Origin of the sequence: Streptomyces sp. NPDC050988 (assembly GCF_044456225.1) — a bacterium.
Classification (GTDB): Bacteria; Actinomycetota; Actinomycetes; order Streptomycetales; family Streptomycetaceae; genus Streptomyces.
The window spans coordinates 229,396-254,365 of record NZ_JBITFQ010000007.1; the positions used below are offsets into that span (position 1 = coordinate 229,396).

Consider the following 24,970-nt stretch of genomic DNA (forward strand, 5'->3'; position numbering starts at 1 on the left):
CCCGGCCCCGGCGCACACCACCGAGCACTTGCCAACAAGCGTTTGCTTTGCCTCCGCCTGTTGCCCCACACCCGTGGGCCCACACCCGTTGACTAGCCCTTCGCCCCCGCTTCCGATCCCTCTCCCCCCGTCTCCGCGCTCTCCGCTGCCCCCACCTCGTCCAGCGCCGCCCGCAGCCCCGCCCGGTCCGTGCCCACCTTCCGGTACACCGCCGACAGCAGTCGCACCACCGCCGGCTCCTCGGTGTGCAGCTCCTCGGCGACACCCGCCAGGGTGCGACCGCGCACGGTGAGTGCCGCGGCCGCGCGTTCGCGGGCGGTGAGCGTGTCCGTCTCGGTGCTGTGGAGACGGCGCGGCCGCAACCCGGCGGCGGCCAGTTCGTCGCGCGCGGTCTCGACAAGCCCGTCGGCGCCGCACTGCACCGCCGCCTCCAGCCCCTGGTAGAGGCGCTCGGCGGCTTCCTTCGGGCGGCCCGCGTGCCGCAGCTCCGTGCCGAGGGCGACGAGGGCACAGGCCAGTTCGTACGCGGCCGGGGAGCGTTCCAGGTGGCCGACGGACTCTTCGAGGAGTTTCACGCGGGTCGAGCCCGAGGAGACGTCGGCCGCGGCACGCAGTGCCTGGCCGATCGCCGACGGGGCACCGAAGAGCCGGGCCCGGCCCACTGCCTCGAACGCCGTGGCCACGGCCCGCTCCGGCGCGTCGTGGCTCTCAGCGCGGGCGAGGTGCAGCTGCCAGGGGCACCAGGACGGATTCCGCATACCGCGCGGGTCGAGGCGGCGCCCGGCGGCGGCGAGTTCGACGGCGGCGTCCTTCGTCAGCCCCCTGGCCAGCAGCAGCTCGCCGTGCACGGTCTGGGCGTCCGGAAAGACGACGGCGGCGGGGAACGGTTCCCCGAAGGCGTACTCCTCGGCGGTCCGGGTGGCCTCGGTGATCCGGCCCCGGGCGAGGAGGATCTCGATGAGGGTGCCGACGGCGTACCAGTGGGCGGGCGTGCCGGGCCCGACGCGTTCGGCCAGCCGGAGCCCCGCGCGTACGAAGTCCTCGGCCTCGGCGAGACGGCCGCGGCGGAAGCGTACGTACGCGAGGAGGGTGTAGCCGAAGGACAGGTGGGCCCCGTGCCAGCCCTGCCGTTCGAAGTCGGCGATCCCGGCGGCGAAGAGTTCCTCGGTGCGCCCTGGCCGGTCCGCGTACATGAAGGTGAGGGCGACCAGGACGGGGACCTCGAAGCCGCGGTCGGCCTCGGCCCAGCCGAAGCCGCCGGCGAGGGCGCGTTCGGCGTGCCGGACCGCGATGTGGGCGGGTTCGCCGCGCAGGGTGGCGTCCCAGGCCCGCAGGCCGATCACATAGCGCTCGGTGAGGTCGCGGCCGGTCAGCCGGTCGGCGAGCCGGGTGAGGCGGCGGGAGCGGGCCGGTGAGTCGGGCTCGTCGGCGCGGAAGGCGTCCCACATGAACTGCTCGGACTGCATGCGCAGCCGTACGCGGGCGTCGCCGGTCACCTTGATCTCGCGGGAGAGCGCGTCGGAGGCCTCGGCGAGGCGGTCGCTGTGGGCGAGGACCTGGGAGAGCCGGTAGACGATGTTGTGCCGCAGTTCGGTGTCGGCGATGGGCTCTTCGAGGGCGGCCCGCAGGTGGTTGACGGTGGTCGCGGGTTCGGTGAGCAGGGAGGCGCTGCCGAGTTCGTACAGCACGGCGGCCCGTTCCCCGGCGGGCGGGGGTTCGCGCAGCGCCCGGGCGAGGTGGCGGCGGGCGGCGTCGGGGGCTCCGGCGCGCAGGGTCTCGCGGGCGGCGGCGCGCAGCTGCTGGACGACCCAGACGTCGCCGTCGGGGTGGGTCTCCATGAGGTGCCGGGCAGCGGCGGCGGAGCCGAGGCCGGCGTCGACGACGCACCAGGCGGCCTGGCCGTGCAGGGCCACCCGTACTCCCCGGGGAATGGCCCGGTAGACGGCGGTGGCGATGAGCGGGTGGACGAATTCCAGGGTGTCCGCGCCGGTGAGGATGCGGGCGCCGCGCAGGGCGTCCGCCGCGTCGGCGGCCTCCTCCGAGCCGAGGCCCGCCACGGCCGCGGCCAGCGCCGGAGGGATCTCGGTGCCGAGGACGGCGCAGGCCCAGGCGAAGCGGACGGTGGAGGTGCCGAGGCGTTCGAGGCGGGCGACGAGTCCGCTGCCCTTGACCGCGGCGGCCAGGTCGCGCAGCAGATGTGCCCCGGCCTCGGTGGGGGTCAGACCGCGGTCGCGTACCTTCGCGGTGAGTTCGACGGCCTCGAACGGGTTGCCCGCGGTCACGGCCCAGCATTCGCGGCAGAACGCGTCGTCCGCCTGGGTGCCCAGAGTCTCGCGCACCAGATGGGCGACGGCGACCGCGCTGAGCGGTTCCAGGTCCAGGGGGCGCCCGCCTGCGCGGCCGGGCAGGTCCCTGAACGGCTCGGCGTGGTCCGGGAGTTCGTCGGGACGGTAGGCGACGACGAGCAGCAGGGGCAGTTCCTCGGCGCGGGGTGCGAACGCGGCGAGCCACTGCAGTGACTCGGCGTCGGCCCAGTGCGCGTCGTCGAGGACGAGCACCATCGGGGCGCGCCGGATCGCGAGGTGCGTGAGCACCCAGTCGAGGCCGTCGCGCAGGCCCTGTTGGTCGGGCGGCGCGCCCTCGGCGGGGGCGCACAGGCCCAGTGCGGGCCCGACGATGGCGTACCAACTGCCCAGCGAGGCACGGAGTTCGGCCTCCGGGACGCCCGCGAGCTGGGGCTGCAGAAGCTGGCGTGCGACGTGGAAGGCGACACGCTGCTCCTGTTCGCCGCCGCGCGCGGACAGCACCGTGCAGCCCATGGTGGTGGCGCGACGGCGTACTTCGGCGAGAAGGGTGGTCTTGCCGATTCCGGCGCGTCCGGCGAAGGCGAGCAGGCCCCCGCGGGGCCGGTCGTACGGTTCGGTGAGGTCCTGACCGGGCCCGATGCCGCCCCGACGAGAGTCGGCGACGTCTCGACGAGGGCCAGTGGCGTCTCGACGAAGGCCAGTGGCGTCCCGACGAGGCCCGGTGCCGTCCGAAAGCGGGCGTCCGCCGTCCGTTCCCAGCCCGGTGACTTCGGCCAACGCCTCGTCCACAGCCGCGAGTTCACTCTCGCGCTCGAAGAGTGTCCTTCTGCTCCGCATGCCGCGCTGACCCATGCCGCACCCCCTGCCACGGTGGTGCGACCGGCGCGGGGAGACGGTGCGCTCCGTGACCTACAGGCACCTCAGCGTACGCCCGGAGCCAGTGGCGTGGACCCGTTCGGCCGTTACCGACCGGAGCGGTCGGCCAGCCGTTCCAACAGGGCCACGGCCTCGGCGGCGCGCTCGTGCGGCACGAAGAGGTGATCGTGGTGGAAGCCCGCGACGACGTTGCAACTCAGACCCGCTTCGGCCAGTGCCTGGGCCACGGCGGCAGTGAGGCCGACGGCGTCCAGCGCTGAGTGGATGCGCAGGGTGATCCAGCCGGCCACGAAGTCGTACGTCAGACGCGCGGCGTCGGCGTCCTCCTGCTCGACGACGAGAGTGAGGCCCTCGTCCTCGACGACGGTGACGACCGGTGAGAGTCCTGGGGGCGCGGTGGTCCCTGGAACGGTGGTGAAGACGAAGCGGCCGGGATGCAGGGCGGGTGCCATACCGCTCAGCAGTCGACCGAGATCACGTTCTGCGCTCTTACCGCCAGGACCGCCCATACGCGAAGGCTATGCCGTTTTCTTGTGTCGTTCGTGGTGGCGGGCGACACGGGCACGGTTGCCGCACGAGGGCTTGCACCACTCCTGACGGGGGTGGTCCTTGAGGAAGTAGCGCACACAGCGCGGCGCGTGGCAGGCGCGCAGCCGCTGCCGGTCGGGGCTCGCGAGGAAGGCGATGGCCGCGCGGGCGAGGGCCGCGGTGAGCTCGGCGTCGCCGTGCGCGGGTTGCTGGCGTACGACGGGGTCGGCGCCCTCCGTCCACGACAGGACGGGGACGGTCGGAGTCAGGGCCGCGCGGGTGTTGAGCCGCTCGACGGCGTCCCGTACGGGCATGAGCCGGGCGGCGTCGGCCGGGCTCGGTTCACCGGGAAGTACGGCGCGGGCGAACAGGGCACGCACGGCGGCGCGCACATCCCGTACCGCGGCCAGGTCCGTGTCGTCGGCGTCGAACCCGTGGGCGCCGGTCTCCGGACGCTCGCGCACCCAGGCGGTGAGGCCCTCCGCGGTGGCGAGGTCGTCGGCGACTCCGCCGTGGCCGTCGTGGCGGATGGTGAGAGCGAGGTCCAGGGCGAGGCGGGCGTCCGCGCCGATCGAGACGTTCATGGGCTAATGATACGGTCAACCGCATCCATTAGCGCACGGGCACTCTCCTTGGCGCCCGAGCGCGTCCATGAGCGCCCGAGCGGGGAGTGTGCCGGTGGAGGATCTGCATCAACTGCTGCGCGGCCTGGAAGTGTTCGCGGGCGAGCTGCCCGTGTTCGACCCGTCCGAGGCCCCGGACACGCCGACGGAGCTGTTCGCCGAGTGGCTGCTCGCCGCCGTGGACGCCGGGGTGCGCGAGCCGCACGCCATGACGGTCTCCACGGCCGGTGCCGACGGGAATCCCACGGCGCGGACCCTGATCCTCAAGGGGCTCGGTCCGGACGGCTGGCGGTTCGCGTCGGACGGCGGCAGCCTCAAGGCCCGGAATCTGGCGGAACGGCCCTACGCGGCGCTCACCTTCTACTGGTCGCGGCTCGCACGACAGATCCGGGTACGTGGACCGGTCGCGCCGGAGAGTTCCGAGGACAGTGCGGCCGACTTCCTGGCACGGAGTGCCGGTGCCCGCGCGGAGGCTCTGCTCGGCCGTCAGTCGCAGCCTCTCGCGGACCTCGCCGAGCGCGACACGGCGGTGAAGGAGTCGCTGGCCCGGCTGGAGGCCGAGCCGGATCTCGTGGCGCCCGGCTGGACCCTGCACTCGGTACGCCCCGAGTCCGTCGAGTTCTGGCAGGGCGACAAGGAGCGACGGCACACACGGCTGGTGTACGTGCGCTCCGGGGAGGGCTGGGACAAGCAGTTGCTGTGGCCCTGAAGGATGGCCGTGAAGGAGGCGGCTGCCGCGCAGCCGTGACGAGACGGCCTGCGTACGGCCGTGACCGGGCCGAACGCCCGCGAACGGCCCGTCGGCGACCTCGGTTTCCCGGGGTCGGCCTCGCTCAGGCCTCACCCCGGGAAACAGCCGAAGATCGCGTGCCCGGACAGAGGAGAAGGAACGCCCCGCCTGTCGGGTCAGGCTCCCCCACGTCCTCTCACGTGAGGTCGAACTCCCCTTCCCGCGCCCCCGACACGAACGCGCCCCATTCCGCGGGCGTGAAGATCAAGGAGGGGCTTTCCGGGCGGCCACTGTTGCGCATCGCGATGAAGCCTTCGACAAAGGCGATCTGGACATCCCCCTGTCCGCGGCTGCTGGAATGCCAGTCGGCGCTGCTGAGGTCAAGCTCCGGCTTGTCCCAGCCCGCGAGCGGGTGCTGCTGGATGGTGCTCTCGGCCACGTCCGTGCTCCTCCCGGTTCGTCGTCCGCGGCCAGCCTAGCTTTCGGTCCCTGCCGCGCACAGGCCACGTGAGGGGGACAGCTTCAGGAGGTGGGCGGCGTGGCTCCGACCAGCCACATCGAGAAGAACTGGGACCCGCCGCCGTAGGCGTGTCCGAGGACCCGGCGGGCGCCGTCGACCTGGTGATCCCCGGCCTGTCCACGCACCTGAAGTGCGGCTTCCGCGAACCGGATCATCCCGGAGGCCCCGATCGGGTTGGTGGAGAGCACCCCGCCCGACATGTTCACCGGCAGGTCCCCGTCCAGTTCCGTGACGCCGGATTCGGTGAGTTTCCATCCCTCGCCCTCGGCGGCGAAGCCCAGGTTCTCCAGCCACATGGGCTCGTACCAGGAGAACGGGACGTACATTTCCACCGCGTCGATCTCGCGGCGGGGGTCGGCGATGCCGGCCTGCCGGTACACGTCGGCCGCGCAGTCCTTGCCGGCCTGTGGCGAGACGAAGTCCTTGCCCGCGAAGAGCGTCGGCTCGCTGCGCATCGCGCCGCCGTGCATCCAGGCGGGCGGGCGCGGCGAACGGGCCGCTCCCGCGCGGTCGGTGAGGATCATCGCGCAGGCGCCGTCGGAGGACGGGCAGGTCTCCGAGTAGCGGATCGGGTCCCAGAGCATGGGCGAGGCCTGGACCTTCTCCAGGGTGATGTCGTGCTCGTGGAGATGCGCGTAGGGGTTCTTGAGCGCGTTGCGGCGGTCCTTGTACGCCACGAGGGAGCCGACCCCGTCGGGGGCGCCGGTGCGCCGCATGTAGGCGCGCACGTGCGGGGCGAAGAAGCCGCCCGCGCCGGCGAGCAGGGGCTGCTGGAAGGGGATCGGCAGGGACAGGCCCCACATGGCGTTCGACTCGGACTGCTTCTCGTAGGCGAGGGTCAGTACGGTGCCGTGGACGCGTCCCGCGATCAGGTTCGTGGCGACGAGCGCGGTGGATCCGCCGACCGAGCCCGCTGTGTGGACGCGCAGCATGGGTTTGCCGACCGCGCCGAGGGCGTCGGCGAGGTAGAGCTCGGGCATCATGACGCCCTCGAAGAAGTCGGGCGCCTTGCCGATGACGACGGCGTCGATGTCCGCCCACGTCAACTCGGCGTCCGCGAGCGCGCGTTGGGCTGCCTCGCGGACAAGTCCCGCGATCGACACGTCCCTTCGGGCCGCGACGTGCTTGGTCTGGCCGATCCCGACGACGGCCACGGGCTCCTTGCTCATCGCGGGTCTCCCTCCAGTACGGCGACCAGGTTCTGCTGCAGACACGGACCCGAAGTGGCGTGCGCCAACGCCCTGTTGGAGTCTCCGCGCTGGATCCGGGCGGCCGCCTCACCGATGCGGATGAGTCCCGCGGCCATGATGGGGTTGGCGGCGAGCGGTCCCCCGGACGGGTTGACGTCGACGCTGTCGTCCAGCCGCAGGGCCTTGCGCAGCACCACTTCCTGCGAGGTGAACGGGGCGTGCAACTCGGCGGTGTCGACGGGCCGTTCGAAGGCCCCGGCCCGTTCCGCCGCCAGTCGCGAGGACGGCGAGTCGGTCAGGTCCCGCACGCCGAGACCGTGTGCCTCGATGCGGTGGTCGATGCCCCGGATCCAGGCGGGCCGCTCGCACAGGTCACGGGCCCGCTCCCCCGCGGCGAGGATCACCGCGGCGGCCCCGTCGCCGATGGGCGGGCAGTCGCCGGTACGCAGGGGACGTACGGCGTAGTCGCCCCGCGGCACCGAACCCCTCAGCTGGGCATGGGAGTTGTCGGCGGCCGAGGCGCGGTTGCGGGTGGCGACGGCGGCCAGCGCGGGCTCGTCCGTGTCACCCGCGTCGATGAGGGCCTGAGCCTGCAGAGCGGCCAGGGCTATGGAGTCGGGCCACAGGGGCGCCACGTAGTAGGGGTCGAGTTGCCGCGTCAGCACGTCCCTCACCGACCCGGGGGACGACTTGCCGTACGCGTACACGAGGGCGGTGTCGGCCTCGCCGGTGAGGAGCTTCGTCCAGGCCTCGTACAGCGCCCACGCCCCGTCCATCTCCACGTGCGACTCGGAGATCGGCGGCCAGGCGCCGACGCCGTCGAGTGCCATCGTGAAGGAGAAGGCGCGGCCCGCCAGATAGTCGGTGGAGCCGGAGCAGGTGAAGCCGATGTCACTGGTCTTCAGCCCGGTCCGCTCCATCACCTCGTGCAGGACGGGCATGAGCATCTCCACCTCGGAGAGCTCGTCGGAGGTGCGCAGATGGTCGGTCTGGGCGAAGGCGACGACGGCGATGTCCCTCAGCGGCCTCGGCGCGGACATCTACACCAGCTCCTTGTACGTGTCGTAGTCCGCGTCGGGTTCGCCGGTGGGCCGGTAGTGGTCGGGGAAGCGGCCCCCGTCCGTCCACACCGGCTCGACGCGCAGGCCCATTCGCACCTGGTCGTAGGGGATACCGCCGATGCGGCCGTGCAGGGCGAGGTCGGCGCCGTCCAGGGCGATGTGCCCGTAGACGTAGGGCACTTCGATGTCGAGGTTCTTCGCCTTGATGTTGACGATGCAGTACGTGGTGAGTGTGCCGCGCGGTCCCACCTCGACCTGCTCCGATGTGGCCACACCACATGTGGGGCACGCACCCCTCGGCGGGACGTACACCTTGCGGCAGGACGGGCACCGCTCGCCGACGGCCCGCCGGTCCGAGAGCGCGTTGATGTAGCCGGACTGGGCTCGGCCGGGCGAGTAGGTGTAGTCGAGGCGGGCGGGTGCGACAATGCCGGTCACCATGTCCTCGAACCGGCCGTCGCTGCCGGTGAGTTCGGCGCTGTCCCCGTCGTACGGTTCGAAGCAGGCGATGTCCGTGATGGCCCCCGAACGCTCCTCGGCCCAGCGGACCCGGACCCGCATCCCGGTGTGTACGGCGGCGGGGCCCGGGGCGTCGAGAGCGTGCAACAGGCCGGTGTCGGCGCCGTCCAGTTTCACCAGGACCCAGGCGAACGGCCTGTCCAGCGGCTGGCCCCGGCGGGGTTCGTGGTTCCAGGCCCACGTGGTGACGGTCCCGGTGGACCCGACCTCGACCAGCTCACCGATCTCTTCCGAGGTGACGGGGTCGTACTCGACGGGCGGCACCAGGGTCCGCCCGTCCCGGGTCTTCACCGCGAGCACGACCCGCTCACGCAGCCCGGTGAGAAACGCGCTCTGGACGGGACCGAGGGATCGGGTGAAGGGAAATTCGACAACCAGGGGTGCTTTGAGGACTTCGGGCACGGGTTCTCCTCACAGGACAGGGGGCTGCGCCCCGTGAGGGGCGCGGGGAACTGCGCGACCAGCCGCAACGAGCCCGCAGCTTCAAACCGGCCGCACGCGGAGCTCACTCCCTCCGAAACACCGGCGGACGCCGCTCCGCAAAGGCCCTCGCTCCCTCCTTCGCATCGGCCGTATCGAAGACCGGCCACCCCCTCTTCAGCTCGGCCGCGAGCCCGTCGGCCTCGCTCATCTCGGCGGTCTCGTACACGGACGCCTTGACGGCCTCGACGGCGAGCGGACCGCAGTCGTTGATCTGCCCGGCGATCGCGAGGGCCTTCTCCAGAGCCGTCCCGTCGGGGACGACATGCCCGATCAGGCCGATGTCGGCGGCTTCCCGGGCCGAGTAGGGACGGCCGGTGAGCAGCATCTCCAGCGCGTGCGTCCGCGGAATCTGCCGCTGGAGACGGACCGTCGAACCGCCGATCGGGAACAGCCCTCGCTTCACCTCGAAGAGCCCGAACGTGGCGGACTCCCCCGCGACCCGGATGTCGGTCCCCTGAAGGATCTCGGTACCGCCGGCCACGCAGTAGCCCTCGACGGCGGCGATCACGGGTTTGCGGGGCCGGTGATGCCGCAGCATCGCCTTCCAGTGCAGATCCGGGTCGGCCTTGAGGCGGTCCCGGTACTGCTGGCCCTCCATCCCCTTGCCCGCGAGGGCCTTGAGGTCCATGCCGGCGCAGAACGCGCCGCCCGCACCGGTGAGGATGATCGAGCGGATGGCGTCGTCCGCGTCGGCCCCGACCCAGCCGTCGTACAGGCCGACCAGCATCGGCAGCGAGAGCGCGTTCTTGGCCTCGGGCCTGTTGAGCGTGAGCACCAGTGTGGCGCCTTCGCGCTGCACGGTGAGGTGTTCCGTCCCACCCATTGCCGTCCTCCCGTCTCAGGAACGAGAACAGGTTGCAGGAGCGGAGGGGCCAGTTCAAGAGTTTTCTGACAGCCAGTCAGATTTCTTCTGCGCGGACCCTTCACAGTTGTGGCGGGCTTTGCTCTGATGACCGGCGAAGCGATGACGCACGTCCAATCGTCGAAGCTTGCCGGGGTCAGGAGGAGCGGTGGAGTACAACCTTGCCGACCTGTTCGAGTCGGTCGTCGACGTGGTCCCCGACCGCGAGGCGCTCGTCTACATCGACCACCCCGGTACGGGTGCGGAGCGCCGGCTCACCTACGCGGAGCTGGACGCGGCGGCCAACCGCGTCGCCCACCACCTGATCGACAGCGGCATACGCCCCGGCGAGCATCTCGGGCTGCACCTCTACAACGGCATCGAGTACCTGCAGACCGTCCTCGGCTGCCTCAAGGCCCGGATCGTGCCGGTCAACGTCAACTACCGGTACGTGGAAGAGGAGTTGGTCTACCTCTACCGGGACGCGGATCTGGCGGCACTGGTCTTCGACACGGAGTTCACCGAACGGGTCGCGGCGGCCCTGCCGCGCACGCCGGCGCTGCGGCATCTCGTACGGGTGGGCGCTCCGGCCCCTGACGCACCCGCGCTGCCGACGGTGGTGGACTTCGCCGACATCGAAGCTTCCGGATCGTCCGGGCGCGGCTTCCCGCCCCGCTCCCCCGACGACCAGTTCATCATCTACACCGGCGGCACGACCGGGATGCCCAAGGGTGTGATGTGGCGTCAGGAGGACCTGTTCTTCTCGGGGTTGGGCGGTGGCGCTCCGACCGGTGAGCCGGTGAAGACGCCGGAGGAGGTCGCCGAGCGGGTCGCGGCCGGCGGCGAGGGGATCACCTTCTTCCCCACGCCCCCGCTGATGCACGGCACCTCGACCCTGACCGCCTTCATCGGCTTCAACTTCGGCCAACGCATCGTGATCCACCGCAAGTTCGTGCCCGAGGAGGTGCTGCGGACCATCGAGAAGGAGAAGGTCACCAGCGTGTCGCTGGTCGGCGACGCGATGCTGCGGCCCCTCATCGACGCGCTGAACGGGCCCATGAAGGGCACCGACACCTCGTCCATGTTCAGCGTCTCCTCCTCCGGCGCGATCATGTCGGAGACGGTGCGCGCGCAGTTCCAGGCGCTCATTCCGAACGTGATGCTGCTCAACAACTTCGGCTCCTCCGAGTCCGGCTTCAACGGCACGGCCACGGAGGACTCCGGCCCCGACCGCGGGTTCCGGATCCGCGTCAACTCCCGTACGCAGGTGGTGGATCCGGCGACGTACGAGCCGGTCCCCGTCGGCGAGGTGGGGCGCGTCGCCCAGCGCGGCCATGTGCCCCTCGGCTACTACAACGACCCCAAGAAGACCGCCGAGACCTTCTTCGAGAAGGACGGCGCGCGATGGGTGCTGCTCGGCGACATGGCGACCGTCGACGAGGAGGGGGTCGTCACCGTCCTCGGGCGCGGTTCGCAGTGCATCAACACCGGCGGCGAGAAGGTGTACCCGGAGGAGGTCGAGCAGGCGCTCAAGTCGCATCCCGATGTGTACGACGCGCTGGTCGCCGGAGTGCCCGACGAGAAGTGGGGCAACCACGTGGCAGCCGTGGTCCAGCTGCGTACAGGCGCCGGACGGCCGTCCCTGGACGACATCCAGACGCACTGCCGCACCCATCTCGCGGGCTACAAGATCCCGCGCCAGCTGGTGATCACGGACTCCATCCAGCGCTCCCCGAGCGGCAAGGCCGACTATCGATGGGCACGCTCGGTGGCCGCGGAGGCCGCCCGCTAGAGCTGCCGAAACAAACAGCGCAACAGGACGGTACGGCGGCCGCTCCCTCCGCCGTACCGCCGCGCACAGGACCCACCTGTCCCTACCCTGTGGCCGCCGCATGCCTTGACGACGGCCCGTACCCCTGAATTACTGATCCAGAGCAGAGCGACCGAATGATCGGTCGCCTGGAATGGCACGTTTGGTGAGGGAGCTCCCCATGGCGGATTCGACGGACCTGCTGGACGAGGGCGAGCGGCTCGACGCGGAGGGGCTGCGCGCACTCCAGCTGGAGCGGCTGAGGGCATCGCTGCGGCACGCCTACGAGAACGTGCCCTTCTACCGGGACTCCTTCGACAAGGCGGGGCTCCGGCCCGAGGACTGCCACTCGCTCGCCGATCTGGCACGCTTCCCGTTCACCACGAAGGCGGACCTGCGCGAGAACTATCCGTACGGGATGTTCGCCGTGCCGCAGGACCGTATCCGCCGCATCCACGCGTCGAGCGGTACCACCGGGCGGCCCACGGTCGTCGGCTACACCGAGAACGACCTTTCCATGTGGTCCGACATGGTGGCGCGCTCGCTCCGCGCGGCCGGCGCCCGGCCCGGTGACACGGTGCATGTGGCGTACGGCTACGGGCTGTTCACCGGCGGGCTCGGCGCCCACTACGGCGCCGAACGGCTCGGCTGTACGGTCATTCCGGCGTCCGGCGGCATGACCGCCCGCCAGGTGCAGCTGATCCAGGATCTGAAGCCCGGGATCATCATGGTGACGCCCTCCTACATGCTGACGCTCCTCGACGAGTTCGAGCGGCAGGGCGTGGATCCGCGGGGCACCTCCCTCCGGGTGGGCGTCTTCGGTGCCGAGCCCTGGACCGAGGAGATGCGCCGGGAGATCGAGGAGCGCTTCGCGATCGACGCGGTCGACATATACGGGCTGTCGGAGGTGATCGGCCCGGGAGTGGCCCAGGAGTGCGTCGAGACGAAGGACGGCCTGCACATCTGGGAGGACCACTTCTACCCGGAGATCGTGGACCCGATCACCGGCGAGCTGCTGCCGGACGGCGAGGAGGGCGAGCTGGTCTTCACCTCGCTCACCAAGGAAGCCATGCCCGTGATCCGCTACCGGACCCGGGACCTCACACGGCTGCTGCCCGGCACGGCCCGGAACTTCCGCCGGATGCAGAAGATCACCGGGCGCAGTGACGACATGGTCATCCTGCGCGGTGTGAACCTCTTCCCCACCCAGATCGAGGAGATCGTCCTGCGCACACCGGGCGTCGCCCCGCACTTCCAGCTGCGGCTGACCCGCGACGGCCGCCTCGACGCGCTCACCGTGCGCGCCGAGGCCCGGGCCGGCGCCACGCCCGAGATCCGCGACGAGGCCGCGCGCTCCATCACGGCGGCCGTGAAGGACGGCATCGGCGTCTCGGTCACCGTCGAGATCGTCGAACCGGAGTCACTGGAGCGGTCGGTGGGGAAGATCAAGCGGATCATGGACCTGCGCCCGCGCTAGACCTGCCGCCCGCACCGGCAATGGCACTGGCACAGGCCCCGCGGTCCGGGACCTGTGCCTGTGCCGACGGCAACCCCGCTACCGCTTGGCGGGCGTCGAACCGTACGCGGTCAGGAAGCGGTCGCGGAACGAGTCCATCCGCCACACCGGTGCCGACTTGTCGGGCTTGATGCCGTCCGTCCAGCCCCAGTCGTCGATCTTGTCGAGCACGGACTTGTCGTGGGCGACGATCGAGACGGGCACGTCCCGGCTGGCGTTGCTGCCGCTGACGCTGGCCAGCGGCTGGTGGTCGCCCAGGAAGACGAGCACGGTGTTCTTGCTGCCGTACTTCACCACGTAGTCGATGAGGGAGTTCACCGAGTACTGGATGGACTTGCCGTACTCCTCCTTGACCTTCTTGGAGTCGTAGAACACGTCCGCGGGGTCCTTGCCGGCCTTCTGGATGCCCTCGTAGACCGAGCCGTCGCCGACCTGGTCCCAGGGGATCATCTTGGGGATCGGGGCCCAGGGCTGGTGGCTGGAGGTCAGGATGATCTCCGACATCAGCGGCTTGTCGCGCTTCTTGCCGTGCTCCAGACGCTCGAAGGCGCTCAGGGCGTACTGGTCGGGCATGGTCGACCAGCTGAACTTCGGTCCCTCGTAGCCGAGTTCACGGGAGTCGTAGACGTTGTCGAGGCCGTAGAACTTGCCCTCCGGCCAGTTCTTCTGGATGCCCGGCATGACGCCCACGGTCCGCCAGGCACCGGTGCGCTGGAAGGCGCCGGTGAGGGTCAGGTGCTCGCCCGCGGTGACGGTGCGATAGCGGTTCTGGTTGTTGATCCACAGGCCCGACAGGAAGGTCGAGTGGCCGAGCCAGCTGCTGCCGCCGTACGTCGCCGAGGTGAGCCAGCCGCTCTTGGCGGAGTAGCCGGCCTTGGTCAGTGCCTCGTTCTTGGCAGTGAGCGTCGCGTCGACGCCCGCGGCGGTCGCCTCGTCCTCGATCGCGCTGCGGCCGTAGCTCTCGATGAAGGCGATCATCACGTCCTTGCCGCGCAGGTCGGTGAGGAGCTGGTCGCCCGGAGTGCCGCCGAAGGCGTCCTTCTTTGCCTCCTTGGCGAACGCCGCCTCGTCCTTGAGGGTCGCCTGCACCCTGTTCACGCGGTCCTCGACTCGGGCGACCGTGGTCCTGGCCGCGATCCCGGGACCGGACAGCTGCAGGCCGAGCGCCGCGCAGGTGACCCAGGCGGTGCCGACCACCAGGGTGACGCGGCTGGCCGCGTCGCGGTTGCGGGTCATGACGTTGCTCACTCGGAGCACCGCCAGGGTCATCAGGACCAGCACGATGAGGACGAGGGCCACGACCGCGATCACGGCGCCGATCGCGCCGCCGTTGCCCATCGTGTCCTTGAGGTAGGACTGCGCGTCGTCGAACAGGACCCAGTCGAGGACCACGTTGAATCCACGGCCGAGGAACATGTTGAAGCCGACGTCGAGGAGGTTCAGGACGGTCAGTACGCCGAGGATCGCGCCGGACAGGATCGCCACCGCTATCCGTGGCCTGCGCGGCAGGACGATGAGGACGGCGGCGCCGAGGACCGCCTCCACCGGGATGCGCAGGAACACGCCGGGCGTGAACTTGGGGGCGGAGGTCGGCATGAGGAGCGCGAAGCAGACGAGCAGGAGGGACAGGCCCGTGACGGTCCATCCCACGTTGCGTGCGGCAACCGGGTGCCGGTCCCGCCACTTGCGGGGAGCGACGGGCTCGTCCGGGGGCTCGACGGGGCCGTCACCGGCGGAGGTGTCTTCGTCGGTTCCGGTGTCGCCCTCGTCTACGGGGTCCATCTCGGCGGCCGGGCTCTCTTCGACCGCGGGGTCCTTCGCGGCGGCCTTGCTCTCCTCGACTGCAGGAGCCTCCCCGGAGGGCGTCTCCTTCTCCCCCGCGGAAGCCTCTTCGGCAGGCGCCTCCCCCGCAGCCCCCTCTTCGGCGGCGGTGGCCTCCTCGGCCCCGTCCCTCTCAGAGCTCTCAGAGCTCTCAGAGGAAACGGCGTGCTCGGCCGCAACACCCTTTGCGGGGGCGGCCTCTTCGAGAGGGGTGCTGTGCTGGATGTCGTCGGGCGTGTCCGCCGGGGAGGCCTCCGGCGTCACGTCGGGCTCCGGGGTTGTCCGGTCCATGTCCGGCAGCTGGCGAGAGTTCGTGGTGCGCGACAACCCGAAGGTCCTTCCGTGCGAAACCCGGTGGTGATGCGGCGGGCCTGGCTCGGGTAGCCGGGCCGCCGTTACTGGTACGGCTCACCGGCGGATTCAGTTCACCGACCGAGGATCCGACCACCAGGGATTCAACCACCGGGAGTGCAACCGTCGCGCCCGGCCAAGGTCAAGCCTCTCCCAACCGGTCCCGCAGCTCCCGCTTGAGGATCTTCCCGCTGGCGTTGCGGGGCAGTTCGTCCACGAACAGCACCCGCTTGGGTGCCTTGAAGTGGGCGAGGTTCTCGCGCGCGTGGGCGACCAGTTCGTCCTCCGTGACCGTGCCGCGGGGGACGACCACCGCCGTCACGGCCTCGATCCAGCGGTCGTCCGGCAGCCCGATCACAGCGACCTCGGCCACCCCGGGATGCGTGTAGAGCGCGTCCTCGACCTGCCGTGAAGCGACCAGGACGCCACCGGAGTTGATGACGTCCTTCACCCGGTCGACGACGGTGAAGTACCCCTGGGCGTCCCGCACCACGAGATCGCCGGAGTGGAACCAGCCGTCCCGGAAGGCCTCGGCCGTCTCCTCGGGCTTGTCCCAGTAGCCCTCGCACAACTGCGGTGACCGGTAGACGACTTCGCCGGAGGTGCCGTCGGGCACGTCCTTGCCGTTCTCGTCGACCACTCTGGCGTCCACGAACAGCACCGGCCGACCGCAGGAGTCCAGGCGTGCCTTCCGGTGCTCGTTCGGCGCGAGGACCATCGACAGGGGGCCGATCTCGCTCTGGCCGAAACAGTTGTAGAAGGCCAGCTTGGGAAGCCGTTCCCGCAGCCGTTCGAGGATGGGCACCGGCATGATCGACGCCCCGTAGTACGCCTTGCGCAGCCCGCTCAGGTCGCGGGTCGCGAAGTCGGGGCGGTTCGACAGGCCGATCCACACGGTGGGCGGTGCGAACAGGCTGTCCGCGCGGCCGGCCTCGATCAGGTCGAAGAGCTGCTCGGCGTCGGGTGCGTCGAGGATGGTGTTCCGCGCGCCGACCGCGAGATACGGCAGCAGGAACACATGCATCTGCGCCGAGTGGTACAGCGGCAACGAGTGCACGGGCAGGTCGCCCGCACTCAGATCGAGCGCGGTGATCGCACTCAGGTACTCGTGCACGAGCGCGCGGTGCGTCATCATCGCGCCCTTGGGCAGGGCCGTCGTACCGGAGGTGTAGAGCAACTGCACCAGATCCTCGGTACGCGGCTCCGGACCGTCGTACGGAGGTGTCGACTCCAGCCGCGCGAGCAGCGAGTCGTCGGCGTCGCGCAGCGCCATCACCCGTACGCCGTCGGGGAGTCGGTCCGCGAGGTCGGGGTCGGCCAGGACGAGCGCGCTGCCGGACTGGCCGACGATGTACGAGAGGTCGTCGCCCGTCAGGTTCTGGTTGACCGGCACGTGCACGAGCCCGGCCCGGGAGCAGGCCAGGAAGCCGATGAGGTACGCGTCCGAGTTGTGGCCGTAGGCGCCGACGCGGTCGCCGGGGGCCAGGCCCGAGGAGGTCAGCACCCGCGCCGCGCGGGAGACGGCCTCGTCGAGTTCGGCGTAGGTCCAGGAGCGGTCGCGGTAGGTGACCGCCGTGCGCTCGGGGGTACGTCGGGCACTGCGCCGCAGCACCCCGTCGACCGTGCTGCCGTGTCCAGGCGTCATGACCATGATCCTCGTTCCGTTCCGCGAGCGGGGTCAAGTCCCGTACCAGGAGGTCAGACCCAAAGCGCGGGCCCGGCGTACACCGTTGTCACGCTCGACCGCCCTCGAGTCGCGGGACCACACGCGTGCGCACCCGCCCCGAGCCGTCGTTGACCAGCAGCGACAAAGGGCGCGTAATGGTATTTATGGACATCAGGCCCGCAATCCGGCCTTCAACCCTGGAACGGTCACCCTCCGTATCCGAACCACTACCCACACCTCGGACATCGGCCGGTCCACCACGGTTGGCCTGGCTGGACGCGCTGCGTGGCATCGCGGCACTCGTCGTGGTGTTCGAGCACGCGTCGTACTCCTTCATGGCGGAGTTCCGGCAGGAACTGATGCCGCAGTTCAACACCGGCCGGTACGGAATCCTGGTGTTCTTCCTGGTCAGCGGCTACATCATCCCCGCGTCGCTGGAGCGCCGTGGCTGCGTCCGGACGTTCTGGATCGGGCGGGTGTTCCGCATGTACCCGCTGTGGGCGACCGCCGTCGCCGCCGTCCTCGCCGTCAATCTTCTGGGCCTCTCGAACATGCGCGACTTCGGTGGCCAGGGCGCGGCCACGGTGTCCGTCGCCCATGCCGGACTGCTTCAGGAGTTGCTGGGGACGCCCAGTGTGCTGCTCGTCCTGTGGACGCTCTCGTACGAGATGGCCTTCTATCTGCTGGTCGTCGCGCTCTTCACGGTCCAGCTGCACCAGCGGTCGGCGGCGGTCGCCGTCACCCTGGCCGTGCTGGCCGCCGTGAGCGTGGCGGCAGGAGTCACGCTGCCGGCCTCCGCCTTGTCCGGCCTGGTCGGCACTGGCCTGTTGATCGGACTGGCCTCGGGCGCCCTGGTCGTCGCGATCTGCTGCGCCAGTTCCGGGTCACCCGCGCTTCGCGTGTTCGGCGGGGTGCTGGGCGGTGTGCTGGCGCTCGTCCTGGTCCCGTTCAACGGCACGGTTCCGCCGTGGGAGGGCCTGATCATCCTCGCCGTGATGTTCCTCGGCACCGCCGTCCACCGGGCCGAGAAGGGGCAGAGTTCCTGGTGGTGGGCGGGCTGCACGGCCGCGGTGGTGGTCGCCTGCGCCGTGGTCAGCGCCTACTGGAACAGCGACGAGGCCCCCTTCACCCGGCAGGGCTGGATCCTGGCGTTCCTGCTGGCCGTGCTCACCTTCGGTGTCGCGCTGGCCTCGCGCCACCGGCGCATCCCGCGCGGGCTGATCTGGCTGGGCCTGATCAGCTACTCGGTCTATCTGCTCCACCCGGTGCTGCTGGCGGTGAGCGACGGCACGATCGGCCGGTGGCCGCGCGACAATCCCGTACTCGTGCTGGCGTTCTTTGCCGTGCTCCTGCCGCTGTGCGCGCTGACCTATCGGTACATCGAGGCTCCGAGCCAGGCATGGGGCCGGAAGCTGGCCCGCCGCGTCGCCCCGTCACGACGGGCACCCGTCGAGCACGTACACCCCAAGAAGCCGCAGGTACGTCCCGAGAACTCGACCGTTCCCGAGACCGAGGCAGCACCTGAGACCGAGGCAGCACCTGCGGCCGAAGCAGCGCCAAAGACCGAGGCCGAGGCCGAGACGCACGCGCCGGTCTGAAGGCGCTCGCTTCCCGGCCCGACCCACGTACCGTCCGGCCCGCCCGCCTCACACGGGCCGGGTCCGCCCCTCCCAGTACGGGTCCCGCAGTCGCCGCTTGTACAGCTTCCCGTTGGGATCGCGTGGCATCGCCTCGATGAAGTCGACACTCCGGGGCCGTTTGTACCCGGCCAGCTGCTGCTCGCAGTGCTCCAGGATCGCGGCGGCCAGGGCCTCGCCCGCCTCGAAGCCGGGGGCCGGTTCGACGACGGCCTTGACCGCCTCGCCCCAGTCGTCGTGCGGAATCCCGAAGGCGGCGGCGTCGGCGACGGCGGGGTGGGTGAGCAGCGCGGCCTCGATCTCGGCGGGGTAGATGTTGACCCCACCCGAGATGATCATGTCGATCTTGCGGTCGCGGAGGAAGAGATAGCCGTCCTCGTCGAGATATCCCAGGTCACCGACGGTGAAGAAGTCCCCGATGCGGTTCTTCTTCGTCTTGCTCGCGTCCTTGTGGTACGAGAATCCGCCCGTGCTCATCTTCATGTAGACGGTGCCCAGTTCACCGGGCGGCAGCCTGTTTCCGTCGTCGTCGAAGACGGCCAGCTCGCTGATGGGCCAGGCCTTTCCGACCGTGCCGGGCTTCTTCAGCCAGTCCTCGGCGGTCGCGAAGGCACCGCCGCCCTCACTGGCCGCGTAGTACTCCTCGACACTGTGGCCCCACCACTCGATCATGGCCCGTTTCACGTGGTCGGGGCACGGGGCGGCGCCATGGATGGCGTGCCGCATGGACGACACGTCATAGGCCGCCCTCGTTCGGTCCGGCAAGGCGAGCAGGCGGTGGAACTGGGTCGGGACCATATGGGTGTGCGTGCACCGATGGGCGTCGATGAGCCGGAGCATCTCCTCGGGCGTCCACTTGTCCATCAGCACCAGTCGGTGCCCGATGTGCAGGGACGCGCCCGCGAACTGGAGGACCGCCGTGTGGTAGAGCGGCGAGCACACCAGATGCACGTTGTCGTCGAACGGCTTGATGCCGAAGATGCCGAGGAAGCCCCCGAGGTAAGTCTCCTCGGGGAGCTTGCCGGAGAGGGGTCGCCGGATGCCGCGCGGGCGGCCGGTGGTCCCGGAGGTGTAGTTCATGACCCAGCCGAGCGTGCGGTCCTCGGGCACCGAATCGGGCTGCCCGTCGAGGAGTTCGACGTACGGCCGGAAGCCCTGAACCGCACCGACCGCGTACCGCCGCTCCTCGGGGAGCTTCGCCTCGTCGGCCGCGTGGCGTGCCGCGTCGGCGAACCGCTCGTGGGCGACGAGCACCTTGGCACCGGAGTCGGAGACGATCCAGGCGATCTCGGGGCCGACGAGATGGTGGTTGACGGGCACGAGGTAGAAGCCGGCCTGCGAGGCGGCGAGGTACGCGGTGAAGAACTCGACGCCGTTGGGCAGCACGACGGCGAACGCGTCGCCGCGTTCGAGCCCGGCGGCGCGCAGTCCGTGCACCAGCCGGTTGGTCTCGGCGTGCAGGCGTCCGGCGGTCCACTCCTCCCCGTCCGTAGCGATGAGCACCGTGCGCTCGGGGTCGGCGGTGGCCTGGGCCCAGAAGCCGTTGGGGGGCTGGCTCACTCGGGGCTCCTTCCGGCGATGCGGTTGAGTCGGTCGACGGCCTTCTCGAAGTCGCGGGTGAGGTCGTCGACGACTTCCTGGACGCTGCGTTCGCTGTTCATCCGGCCCACGATCTGTCCCACGGGGGTCCCGAGCAGCGGTTCGACCTCGTGCCGCTGGATCCGCGAGACCGCGTCGGCGACCAGCAGCCCCTGCAGGGGCATGGGGAGGGTGCCGGGCCCGTTGGGGTCGTCCCAGGCGTCGGTCCATTCGGTACGCAGCTGGCGCGCGGGTTTCCCGGTCAGCGCGCGCGAGCGGACCGTGTCGCCCGACCCGGCGGCGAGCAGCTTCCGGGTCAGGGCACGCGAGTGCATGTCCGCCTCGGTGACGGTCAGCCATATGGAGCCGAGCCACACACCCTGGGCGCCGAGAGTGAGCGCGGCGGCCATCTGCTGCCCGCTGCCGATGCCGCCCGCCGCGAGCACGGGCAATGGGTCCACGGCCTCGACGACTTCGGGCGTCAGGACCATCGAGGCGATGTCACCGGTGTGGCCGCCGGCCTCGTAGCCCTGCGCGACGACGATGTCGATGCCCGCGTCGGCGTGCTTGCGCGCGTGCCGGGCGCTGCCGGCGAGCGCGGCGACGAGCACGTTCTGGTCGTGGGCGCGCTGGATCACGTCGGCGGGCGGTGAGCCGAGCGCGTTGGCCAGCAGCTTGATCGGATAGTCGAAGGCGACGTCCAGCTGGGTGCGGGCCACCTGTTCCATCCAGCCCGTGATGCGCCAGCCGGAGGCCTCGCCCTCGGCGAGTTCGGGCACGCCGTACTTGGCCAGGGTGTCCTTGACGTACTGGCGGTGCCCCTCGGGGATCATCGCCTCCACGTCCGCCTCGGTCACGCCCTCGACCTTCTTGGCGGGCATGACGACGTCCAGTCCGTACGGCATTCCGTCCACGTGCGACTCGATCCAGTCGAGGTCGCGTTTGAGGTCGTCGGGGGCGGTGTAGCGGACCGCACCGAGCACGCCGAACCCGCCCGCCCGGCTGATGGCAGCGGCGACGGCGGGGAACGGCGTGAAGCCGAAGAGGGCGTGCTCGACTCCCAGTTTCTTGCTCAGCTCCGTCTGCATGGGCGCAGGATGCCGCAGTCCTCCGGACGAGGGAAGACCTTTTCTGATGGACCGTCAGTTTCCAGCGGTTTTCTCGAACCGGGACCGGTCCGGACGGCACCGTTGACACGTCCCCCGTCCGACACAAAAGTTTCACCGAGCACGGCGAACTCCGAAAGATACTTTCAGGCGGCCAAAGCGGCACAGCGTCTCAACGGAAGGCTCCTCGATGACGGACAGAGCGGGCGGCGGGCCGACCCGACGTCAACTGGGCCGGGGTTTGACGGCGTTGGGCGGCGCGCTGATCCTTGCGCCCCTCCCCGCGGCGTCGGCGGCACCCGGCGCAGACGCGAGCAACGGCGACGCCCACCGCCGCCCGACCCTGCGGCACGGCTCCGCCGAACGCGCCGGACTGCTCCCCGCCCAGCTGCGCCAACTCGTCACCGACGCCGAGGCGTTCCTCGGCCCCTCCCCCAAGTACCCCTGGTACGCGGGCGCCGTGCTGCTCGCGGGACGCGGCGGCACGGTCGCGCTGCACCATCCGATCGGCAAGGCGGTGCGCTACTCGGCGTACGACGAGAAGACCGACACCGCCGTCGAGTTCCCCGCCGACCAGCAGATCGCGATGGCCAAGGACACGGTCTTCGACCTGGCTTCGGTGTCGAAGCTGTTCACATCGATCCTCGCCGTGCAGCAGATCGAGCGCGGCGAGTTGGAACTGGAGGGGAAGGTCGCCTCCTACCTCCCGGACTTCGGCGGCGCGGGCAAGCAGGACATCACGATCCGTCAACTGCTCACGCACACCTCGGGGTTCCGCGCCTGGATCCCGCTCTACAGCGCGCCGACGTACGAGGAGAAGCTCCAGCTCATCTGGAAGGAGGCGCCACTCAACCCGCCGGGCACCAGGTACCTCTACTCGGACCTCAATCTGATCTCGCTCCAGCTCGTCCTGGAGAAGATCACCGGTCGCGCCCTGGACACCCTGCTGCGCAGCGAGATCACCGACCCGCTCGGGATGCGCCGCACCCGCTTCAACCCGCCCGCCTCCTGGAAGCCGAGGATCGCCGCCACCGAGGACGCCCGCAAACCGTGGTCGGGGCTCGACCGCGGCCTCGTATGGGGCGAGGTGCACGACGAGAACGCGTACAGCCTCGGCGGTGTGGCGGGCCACGCCGGGGTCTTCTCCACGGCGTGGGACCTGGCGGTCCTCGGCCGGACGCTGCTCAACGGCGGTGTGTACGGCAGGGCGCGCATCCTGGAACCCGAGTCCGTGGAGTTGATGTTCACCGACTTCAACACGGCCTTCCCCGGCGACGAGCACGGCCTCGGCTTCGAGCTCTACCAGCACTGGTACATGGGCGCGATGGCCACACCGCGCACCGCGGGCCACACCGGCTTCACCGGCACCTCGCTCGTCCTCGACCCGACGACCGACTCGTTCCTCATCGTGCTCGGCAACTCCGTTCATCCCGTGCGCAGTTGGCGGTCGGGATCCGCCCCTCGGGTGGCCGCCGCCAACAACCTGGCCCGCGCCGTGCCGGTCCGGCCCGCGCGAGGACGTACGGCCTGGTTCTCCGGCATGGCGACCGCCACGTCCGCCACGCTGACGCTGCCCGCGCTGGACCCCGGCACGGGAGGCCGTCTCCACTGTGCACTGTGGTGGGACACCGAACCGCAGGCGGACGCGCTCTTCCTGGAGTCCTCGACGGACGGCGGCACGACGTGGCGGCCGGTGCCGTTCACCACCGTCCGGCACGGCGGGGCCGCCCAGGACCATCCCGCAGGTTCCGTCACCGGCTGGTCGGGCCGGGCCTGGCACCGGCTCTCCGCGGATCTCCCCGAGGCCCGCCAACTCGTCCTGCGCTGGCGGTACACGACGGACCGGCTCTACGTCGGCCGAGGCGCGTACGTGGACGCGCAACGCGTCGCGGACGACGACCGGATCGTGTTCGACGAGGCCAGGCCCACGGACGCGGCACGGATCGAGGCGGCGGGCTGGACGCCGGCCAAGGACTGATCGGCGCCGCGGACAACGGCGACGGCGACGGCGACGGCGACGGCGACGGCGTGAACGAGCCGTCGCCGGGCGCTACTTGGCGGCCACTGAGACGGTCACGGAGAGGGTCACGGAGACGCCTCCAGCAGCGCCATGGCCGCATTGTGTCCCGGCACCCCGCTCACCCCTCCGCCGCGCACCGCGCCCGCGCCGCACAGCAGGACGTTGGCGTGCGCGGTCTCCACGCCCCAGCGGCCCGTGCCCTCCTGCGCGTAGGGGAAGGCGAGGTCGCGGTGGAAGATGTTGCCGCCGGGCAGCCGCAGGTCGCGCTCCAGGTCCAGCGGTGTCTTGGCCTCGATGCAGGGGCGGCCGTCCGCGTCGGTCGCCAGGCAGTCGGCGAGCGGTTCGGCGAGATGCGCGTCCAGTTGCGCGAGCGTCGACTTGAGCAGTTCCTCGCGTACGCCGTCGTTGTCGTGGGCGAAGAGCCGGGCGGGAGTGTGCAGACCGAAGAGGGTGAGCGTGTGATAGCCCTGCTGCACCAGGTCCGGGCCGAGGATCGTCGGATCGGTGAGCGAGTGGCAGTAGATCTCGGAGGGCGGCGCCTCGGGCAGCGCACCGGCCTCTGCCTGGGCATGTGCGGTCGCCAACTGCTCGTATCCCTCGGCGATGTGGAAGGTCCCGGAGAAGGCCTCGCGCGGATCGACGGACGTGTCCCGCAGCCTGGGCAGCCGCTTCAGCAGCATGTTCACCTTGAGCTGGGCGCCCTCGGCCGGGGCGGGCGGCTCGTCGCCGGTGAGCCGGGCGAGCTCCTGCGGGGAGGCGTTGACGAGGACGTGCCGGGCCGAGATCGTCCGCTCGCCGTCCGCGGTCCGGTAGGTGACCTCGGCGGCCCGTCCGTCGGTCTCCACGCGGACCGCCTCGTGGCCGGTGGCGACGACCGCGCCGGCGGCACGCGCGGCTCCGGCGATCGCGTCGGTGAGCGCGCCCATGCCACCGACCGGCACGTCCCACGCACCCGTCCCACCACCGATGACGTGGTAGAGGAAGCAGCGGTTCTGCCGCAGGGACGGGTCGTGGGCGTCGGCGAAGGTGCCGATGAGCGCGTCGGTGAGGACGACGCCGCGTACGAGATCGTCGCTGAAGTTGTCCTCGACGGTCACCCCGAGCGGCTCCTCGAAGAGGATCTTCCACGCCTCCTCGTCGTCAATGCGGCGGCGCAGCTCGTCGCGGGTGGGCAGCGGTTCGGTGAGGGTGGGGAACACCTTCTTGGCGACGCGGCCGGTCATCCCGTAGAAGCGCTGCCATGCCTGGTACTCGCAGGCGGACCCGGTCAGCCTGGCGAAGGCCTCCCGGGTGCGCCGTTCGCCGCCTCCGACGAGCAGTCCGGTCGGCCGTCCGTCACGTTCTGTGGGGGTGTACGAGGACACGGTGCGGCCGCGGACCCGGAAGTCCAGGCCGAGGTCCCGCACGATCTTCCGGGGCAGCAGGCTGACCAGGTACGAGTACCGCGACAGCCGGGCGTCGACACCGGCGAACGGCCGGGTCGACACGGCCGCCCCACCGGTGACCCCCAGTCGCTCCAGAACCAGCACGGACTTCCCGGCCCGCGCCAGATAGGCGGCGGCGACCAGCCCGTTGTGCCCCCCACCAACGATGACGACGTCCTTCTCCCGGTGTCCCTCGTATGCGCCCATGCTTCTTGGTAACACGCAACGATCTAGGTCAGCCAGACACACGCGGCAACCGGCCCCGTAAGGGACGCGGGCCACGAGCGGGCCGAGCCCCCGTAAGGGGGCCGAGGCCCCGTAAGGGGCGCGGGGAACTGCGCGCCCAGCCACGGCCGACCTGCAG

The 24,970-nt window shown here is 70.7% G+C and carries 18 protein-coding genes; 5 read left to right on the top strand and 13 right to left on the bottom strand.

The annotated features are described in order from the left end of the window. Positions 1–92: 92 nt before the first annotated feature. From ACIBEI_RS18640 to ACIBEI_RS18650, 3 genes are all read right to left on the bottom strand, one after another. A complete protein-coding gene (locus ACIBEI_RS18640; protein ID WP_398890007.1) occupies positions 93–3,158 on the bottom strand; it encodes an ATP-binding protein in 3,066 nt (1,021 codons plus the stop codon). 110 nt (positions 3,159–3,268) lie between these two features. After that, positions 3,269–3,691, bottom strand: a complete 423-nt coding sequence (locus ACIBEI_RS18645) for an ACT domain-containing protein (RefSeq protein WP_398890009.1) — start codon at positions 3,689–3,691, stop codon at positions 3,269–3,271. Positions 3,692–3,700: 9 nt separating this feature from the next. Then, a complete protein-coding gene (locus ACIBEI_RS18650; RefSeq protein ID WP_398890011.1) occupies positions 3,701–4,294 on the bottom strand; it encodes a CGNR zinc finger domain-containing protein in 594 nt (197 codons plus the stop codon). Between the two features lie 67 nt (positions 4,295–4,361). Between ACIBEI_RS18650 and ACIBEI_RS18655 the strand changes: the two genes are divergently transcribed. Then, the gene (locus ACIBEI_RS18655) at positions 4,362–5,042 is read left to right on the top strand and encodes a pyridoxal 5'-phosphate synthase (protein WP_398890014.1); all 681 of its coding nucleotides are present in this window, start codon (positions 4,362–4,364) and stop codon (positions 5,040–5,042) included. Between the two features lie 217 nt (positions 5,043–5,259). Here ACIBEI_RS18655 and ACIBEI_RS18660 read toward each other — a convergent pair whose 3' ends face one another. The 5 genes from ACIBEI_RS18660 to ACIBEI_RS18680 form a co-directional block, all read right to left on the bottom strand. After that, the gene (locus ACIBEI_RS18660; protein ID WP_055617755.1) at positions 5,260–5,502 is read right to left on the bottom strand and encodes a DUF397 domain-containing protein; all 243 of its coding nucleotides are present in this window, start codon (positions 5,500–5,502) and stop codon (positions 5,260–5,262) included. 83 nt (positions 5,503–5,585) lie between these two features. Continuing rightward, positions 5,586–6,752, bottom strand: a complete 1,167-nt coding sequence (locus ACIBEI_RS18665; RefSeq protein WP_398890016.1) for a thiolase domain-containing protein — start codon at positions 6,750–6,752, stop codon at positions 5,586–5,588. Then, a complete protein-coding gene (locus tag ACIBEI_RS18670) occupies positions 6,749–7,813 on the bottom strand; it encodes a thiolase domain-containing protein (protein WP_398890018.1) in 1,065 nt (354 codons plus the stop codon). The genes ACIBEI_RS18665 and ACIBEI_RS18670 overlap by 4 nt, the downstream gene beginning before the upstream one ends. Then, positions 7,814–8,755, bottom strand: a complete 942-nt coding sequence (locus ACIBEI_RS18675) for a Zn-ribbon domain-containing OB-fold protein (protein ID WP_398890019.1) — start codon at positions 8,753–8,755, stop codon at positions 7,814–7,816. A 103-nt stretch (positions 8,756–8,858) separates the two neighbouring features. Further along, positions 8,859–9,659, bottom strand: a complete 801-nt coding sequence (locus tag ACIBEI_RS18680) for a crotonase/enoyl-CoA hydratase family protein (RefSeq protein ID WP_398890021.1) — start codon at positions 9,657–9,659, stop codon at positions 8,859–8,861. A 187-nt stretch (positions 9,660–9,846) separates the two neighbouring features. On the opposite strand from ACIBEI_RS18680, the gene ACIBEI_RS18685 reads away from it, so the two are divergent. Together ACIBEI_RS18685 and paaK are read left to right on the top strand one after the other, a co-directional pair. Then, a complete protein-coding gene (locus tag ACIBEI_RS18685) occupies positions 9,847–11,469 on the top strand; it encodes an acyl-CoA synthetase (protein ID WP_398890023.1) in 1,623 nt (540 codons plus the stop codon). A gap of 199 nt (positions 11,470–11,668) precedes the next feature. After that, the gene (gene paaK / locus ACIBEI_RS18690; RefSeq protein ID WP_398890024.1) at positions 11,669–12,964 is read left to right on the top strand and encodes a phenylacetate--CoA ligase PaaK; all 1,296 of its coding nucleotides are present in this window, start codon (positions 11,669–11,671) and stop codon (positions 12,962–12,964) included. 78 nt (positions 12,965–13,042) lie between these two features. Here paaK and ACIBEI_RS18695 read toward each other — a convergent pair whose 3' ends face one another. Together ACIBEI_RS18695 and ACIBEI_RS18700 are read right to left on the bottom strand one after the other, a co-directional pair. Beyond that, on the bottom strand, positions 13,043–15,151 hold the full coding sequence (locus ACIBEI_RS18695; RefSeq protein ID WP_398890026.1) for a sulfatase: 2,109 nt from the start codon (positions 15,149–15,151) through the stop codon (positions 13,043–13,045). 166 nt (positions 15,152–15,317) lie between these two features. Beyond that, positions 15,318–16,820 carry an acyl-CoA synthetase gene (locus ACIBEI_RS18700; protein ID WP_398890028.1) on the bottom strand — a complete coding sequence of 501 codons (1,503 nt, stop codon included), beginning with the start codon at positions 16,818–16,820 and terminating at the stop codon, positions 15,318–15,320. Between the two features lie 284 nt (positions 16,821–17,104). On the opposite strand from ACIBEI_RS18700, the gene ACIBEI_RS18705 reads away from it, so the two are divergent. Continuing rightward, positions 17,105–18,439 carry an acyltransferase family protein gene (locus ACIBEI_RS18705; protein ID WP_398890030.1) on the top strand — a complete coding sequence of 445 codons (1,335 nt, stop codon included), beginning with the start codon at positions 17,105–17,107 and terminating at the stop codon, positions 18,437–18,439. 48 nt (positions 18,440–18,487) lie between these two features. On the opposite strand, the gene ACIBEI_RS18710 is transcribed toward ACIBEI_RS18705, so the two are convergent. Beyond that, positions 18,488–20,038, bottom strand: a complete 1,551-nt coding sequence (locus ACIBEI_RS18710; protein ID WP_398890031.1) for an acyl-CoA synthetase — start codon at positions 20,036–20,038, stop codon at positions 18,488–18,490. Beyond that, positions 20,035–21,144 carry an NAD(P)H-dependent flavin oxidoreductase gene (locus tag ACIBEI_RS18715; protein ID WP_398890033.1) on the bottom strand — a complete coding sequence of 370 codons (1,110 nt, stop codon included), beginning with the start codon at positions 21,142–21,144 and terminating at the stop codon, positions 20,035–20,037. Before ACIBEI_RS18715 ends, ACIBEI_RS18710 begins: the two co-directional genes overlap by 4 nt. 208 nt (positions 21,145–21,352) lie before the next feature. Between ACIBEI_RS18715 and ACIBEI_RS18720 the strand changes: the two genes are divergently transcribed. Then, positions 21,353–23,140, top strand: a complete 1,788-nt coding sequence (locus ACIBEI_RS18720; RefSeq protein WP_398890035.1) for a serine hydrolase — start codon at positions 21,353–21,355, stop codon at positions 23,138–23,140. Positions 23,141–23,247: 107 nt separating this feature from the next. Here the strand turns inward: ACIBEI_RS18720 and ACIBEI_RS18725 are convergent, their stop codons facing one another. Beyond that, on the bottom strand, positions 23,248–24,813 hold the full coding sequence (locus ACIBEI_RS18725; protein WP_398890037.1) for a phytoene desaturase family protein: 1,566 nt from the start codon (positions 24,811–24,813) through the stop codon (positions 23,248–23,250). Between the last annotated feature and the right edge of the window lie 157 nt (positions 24,814–24,970).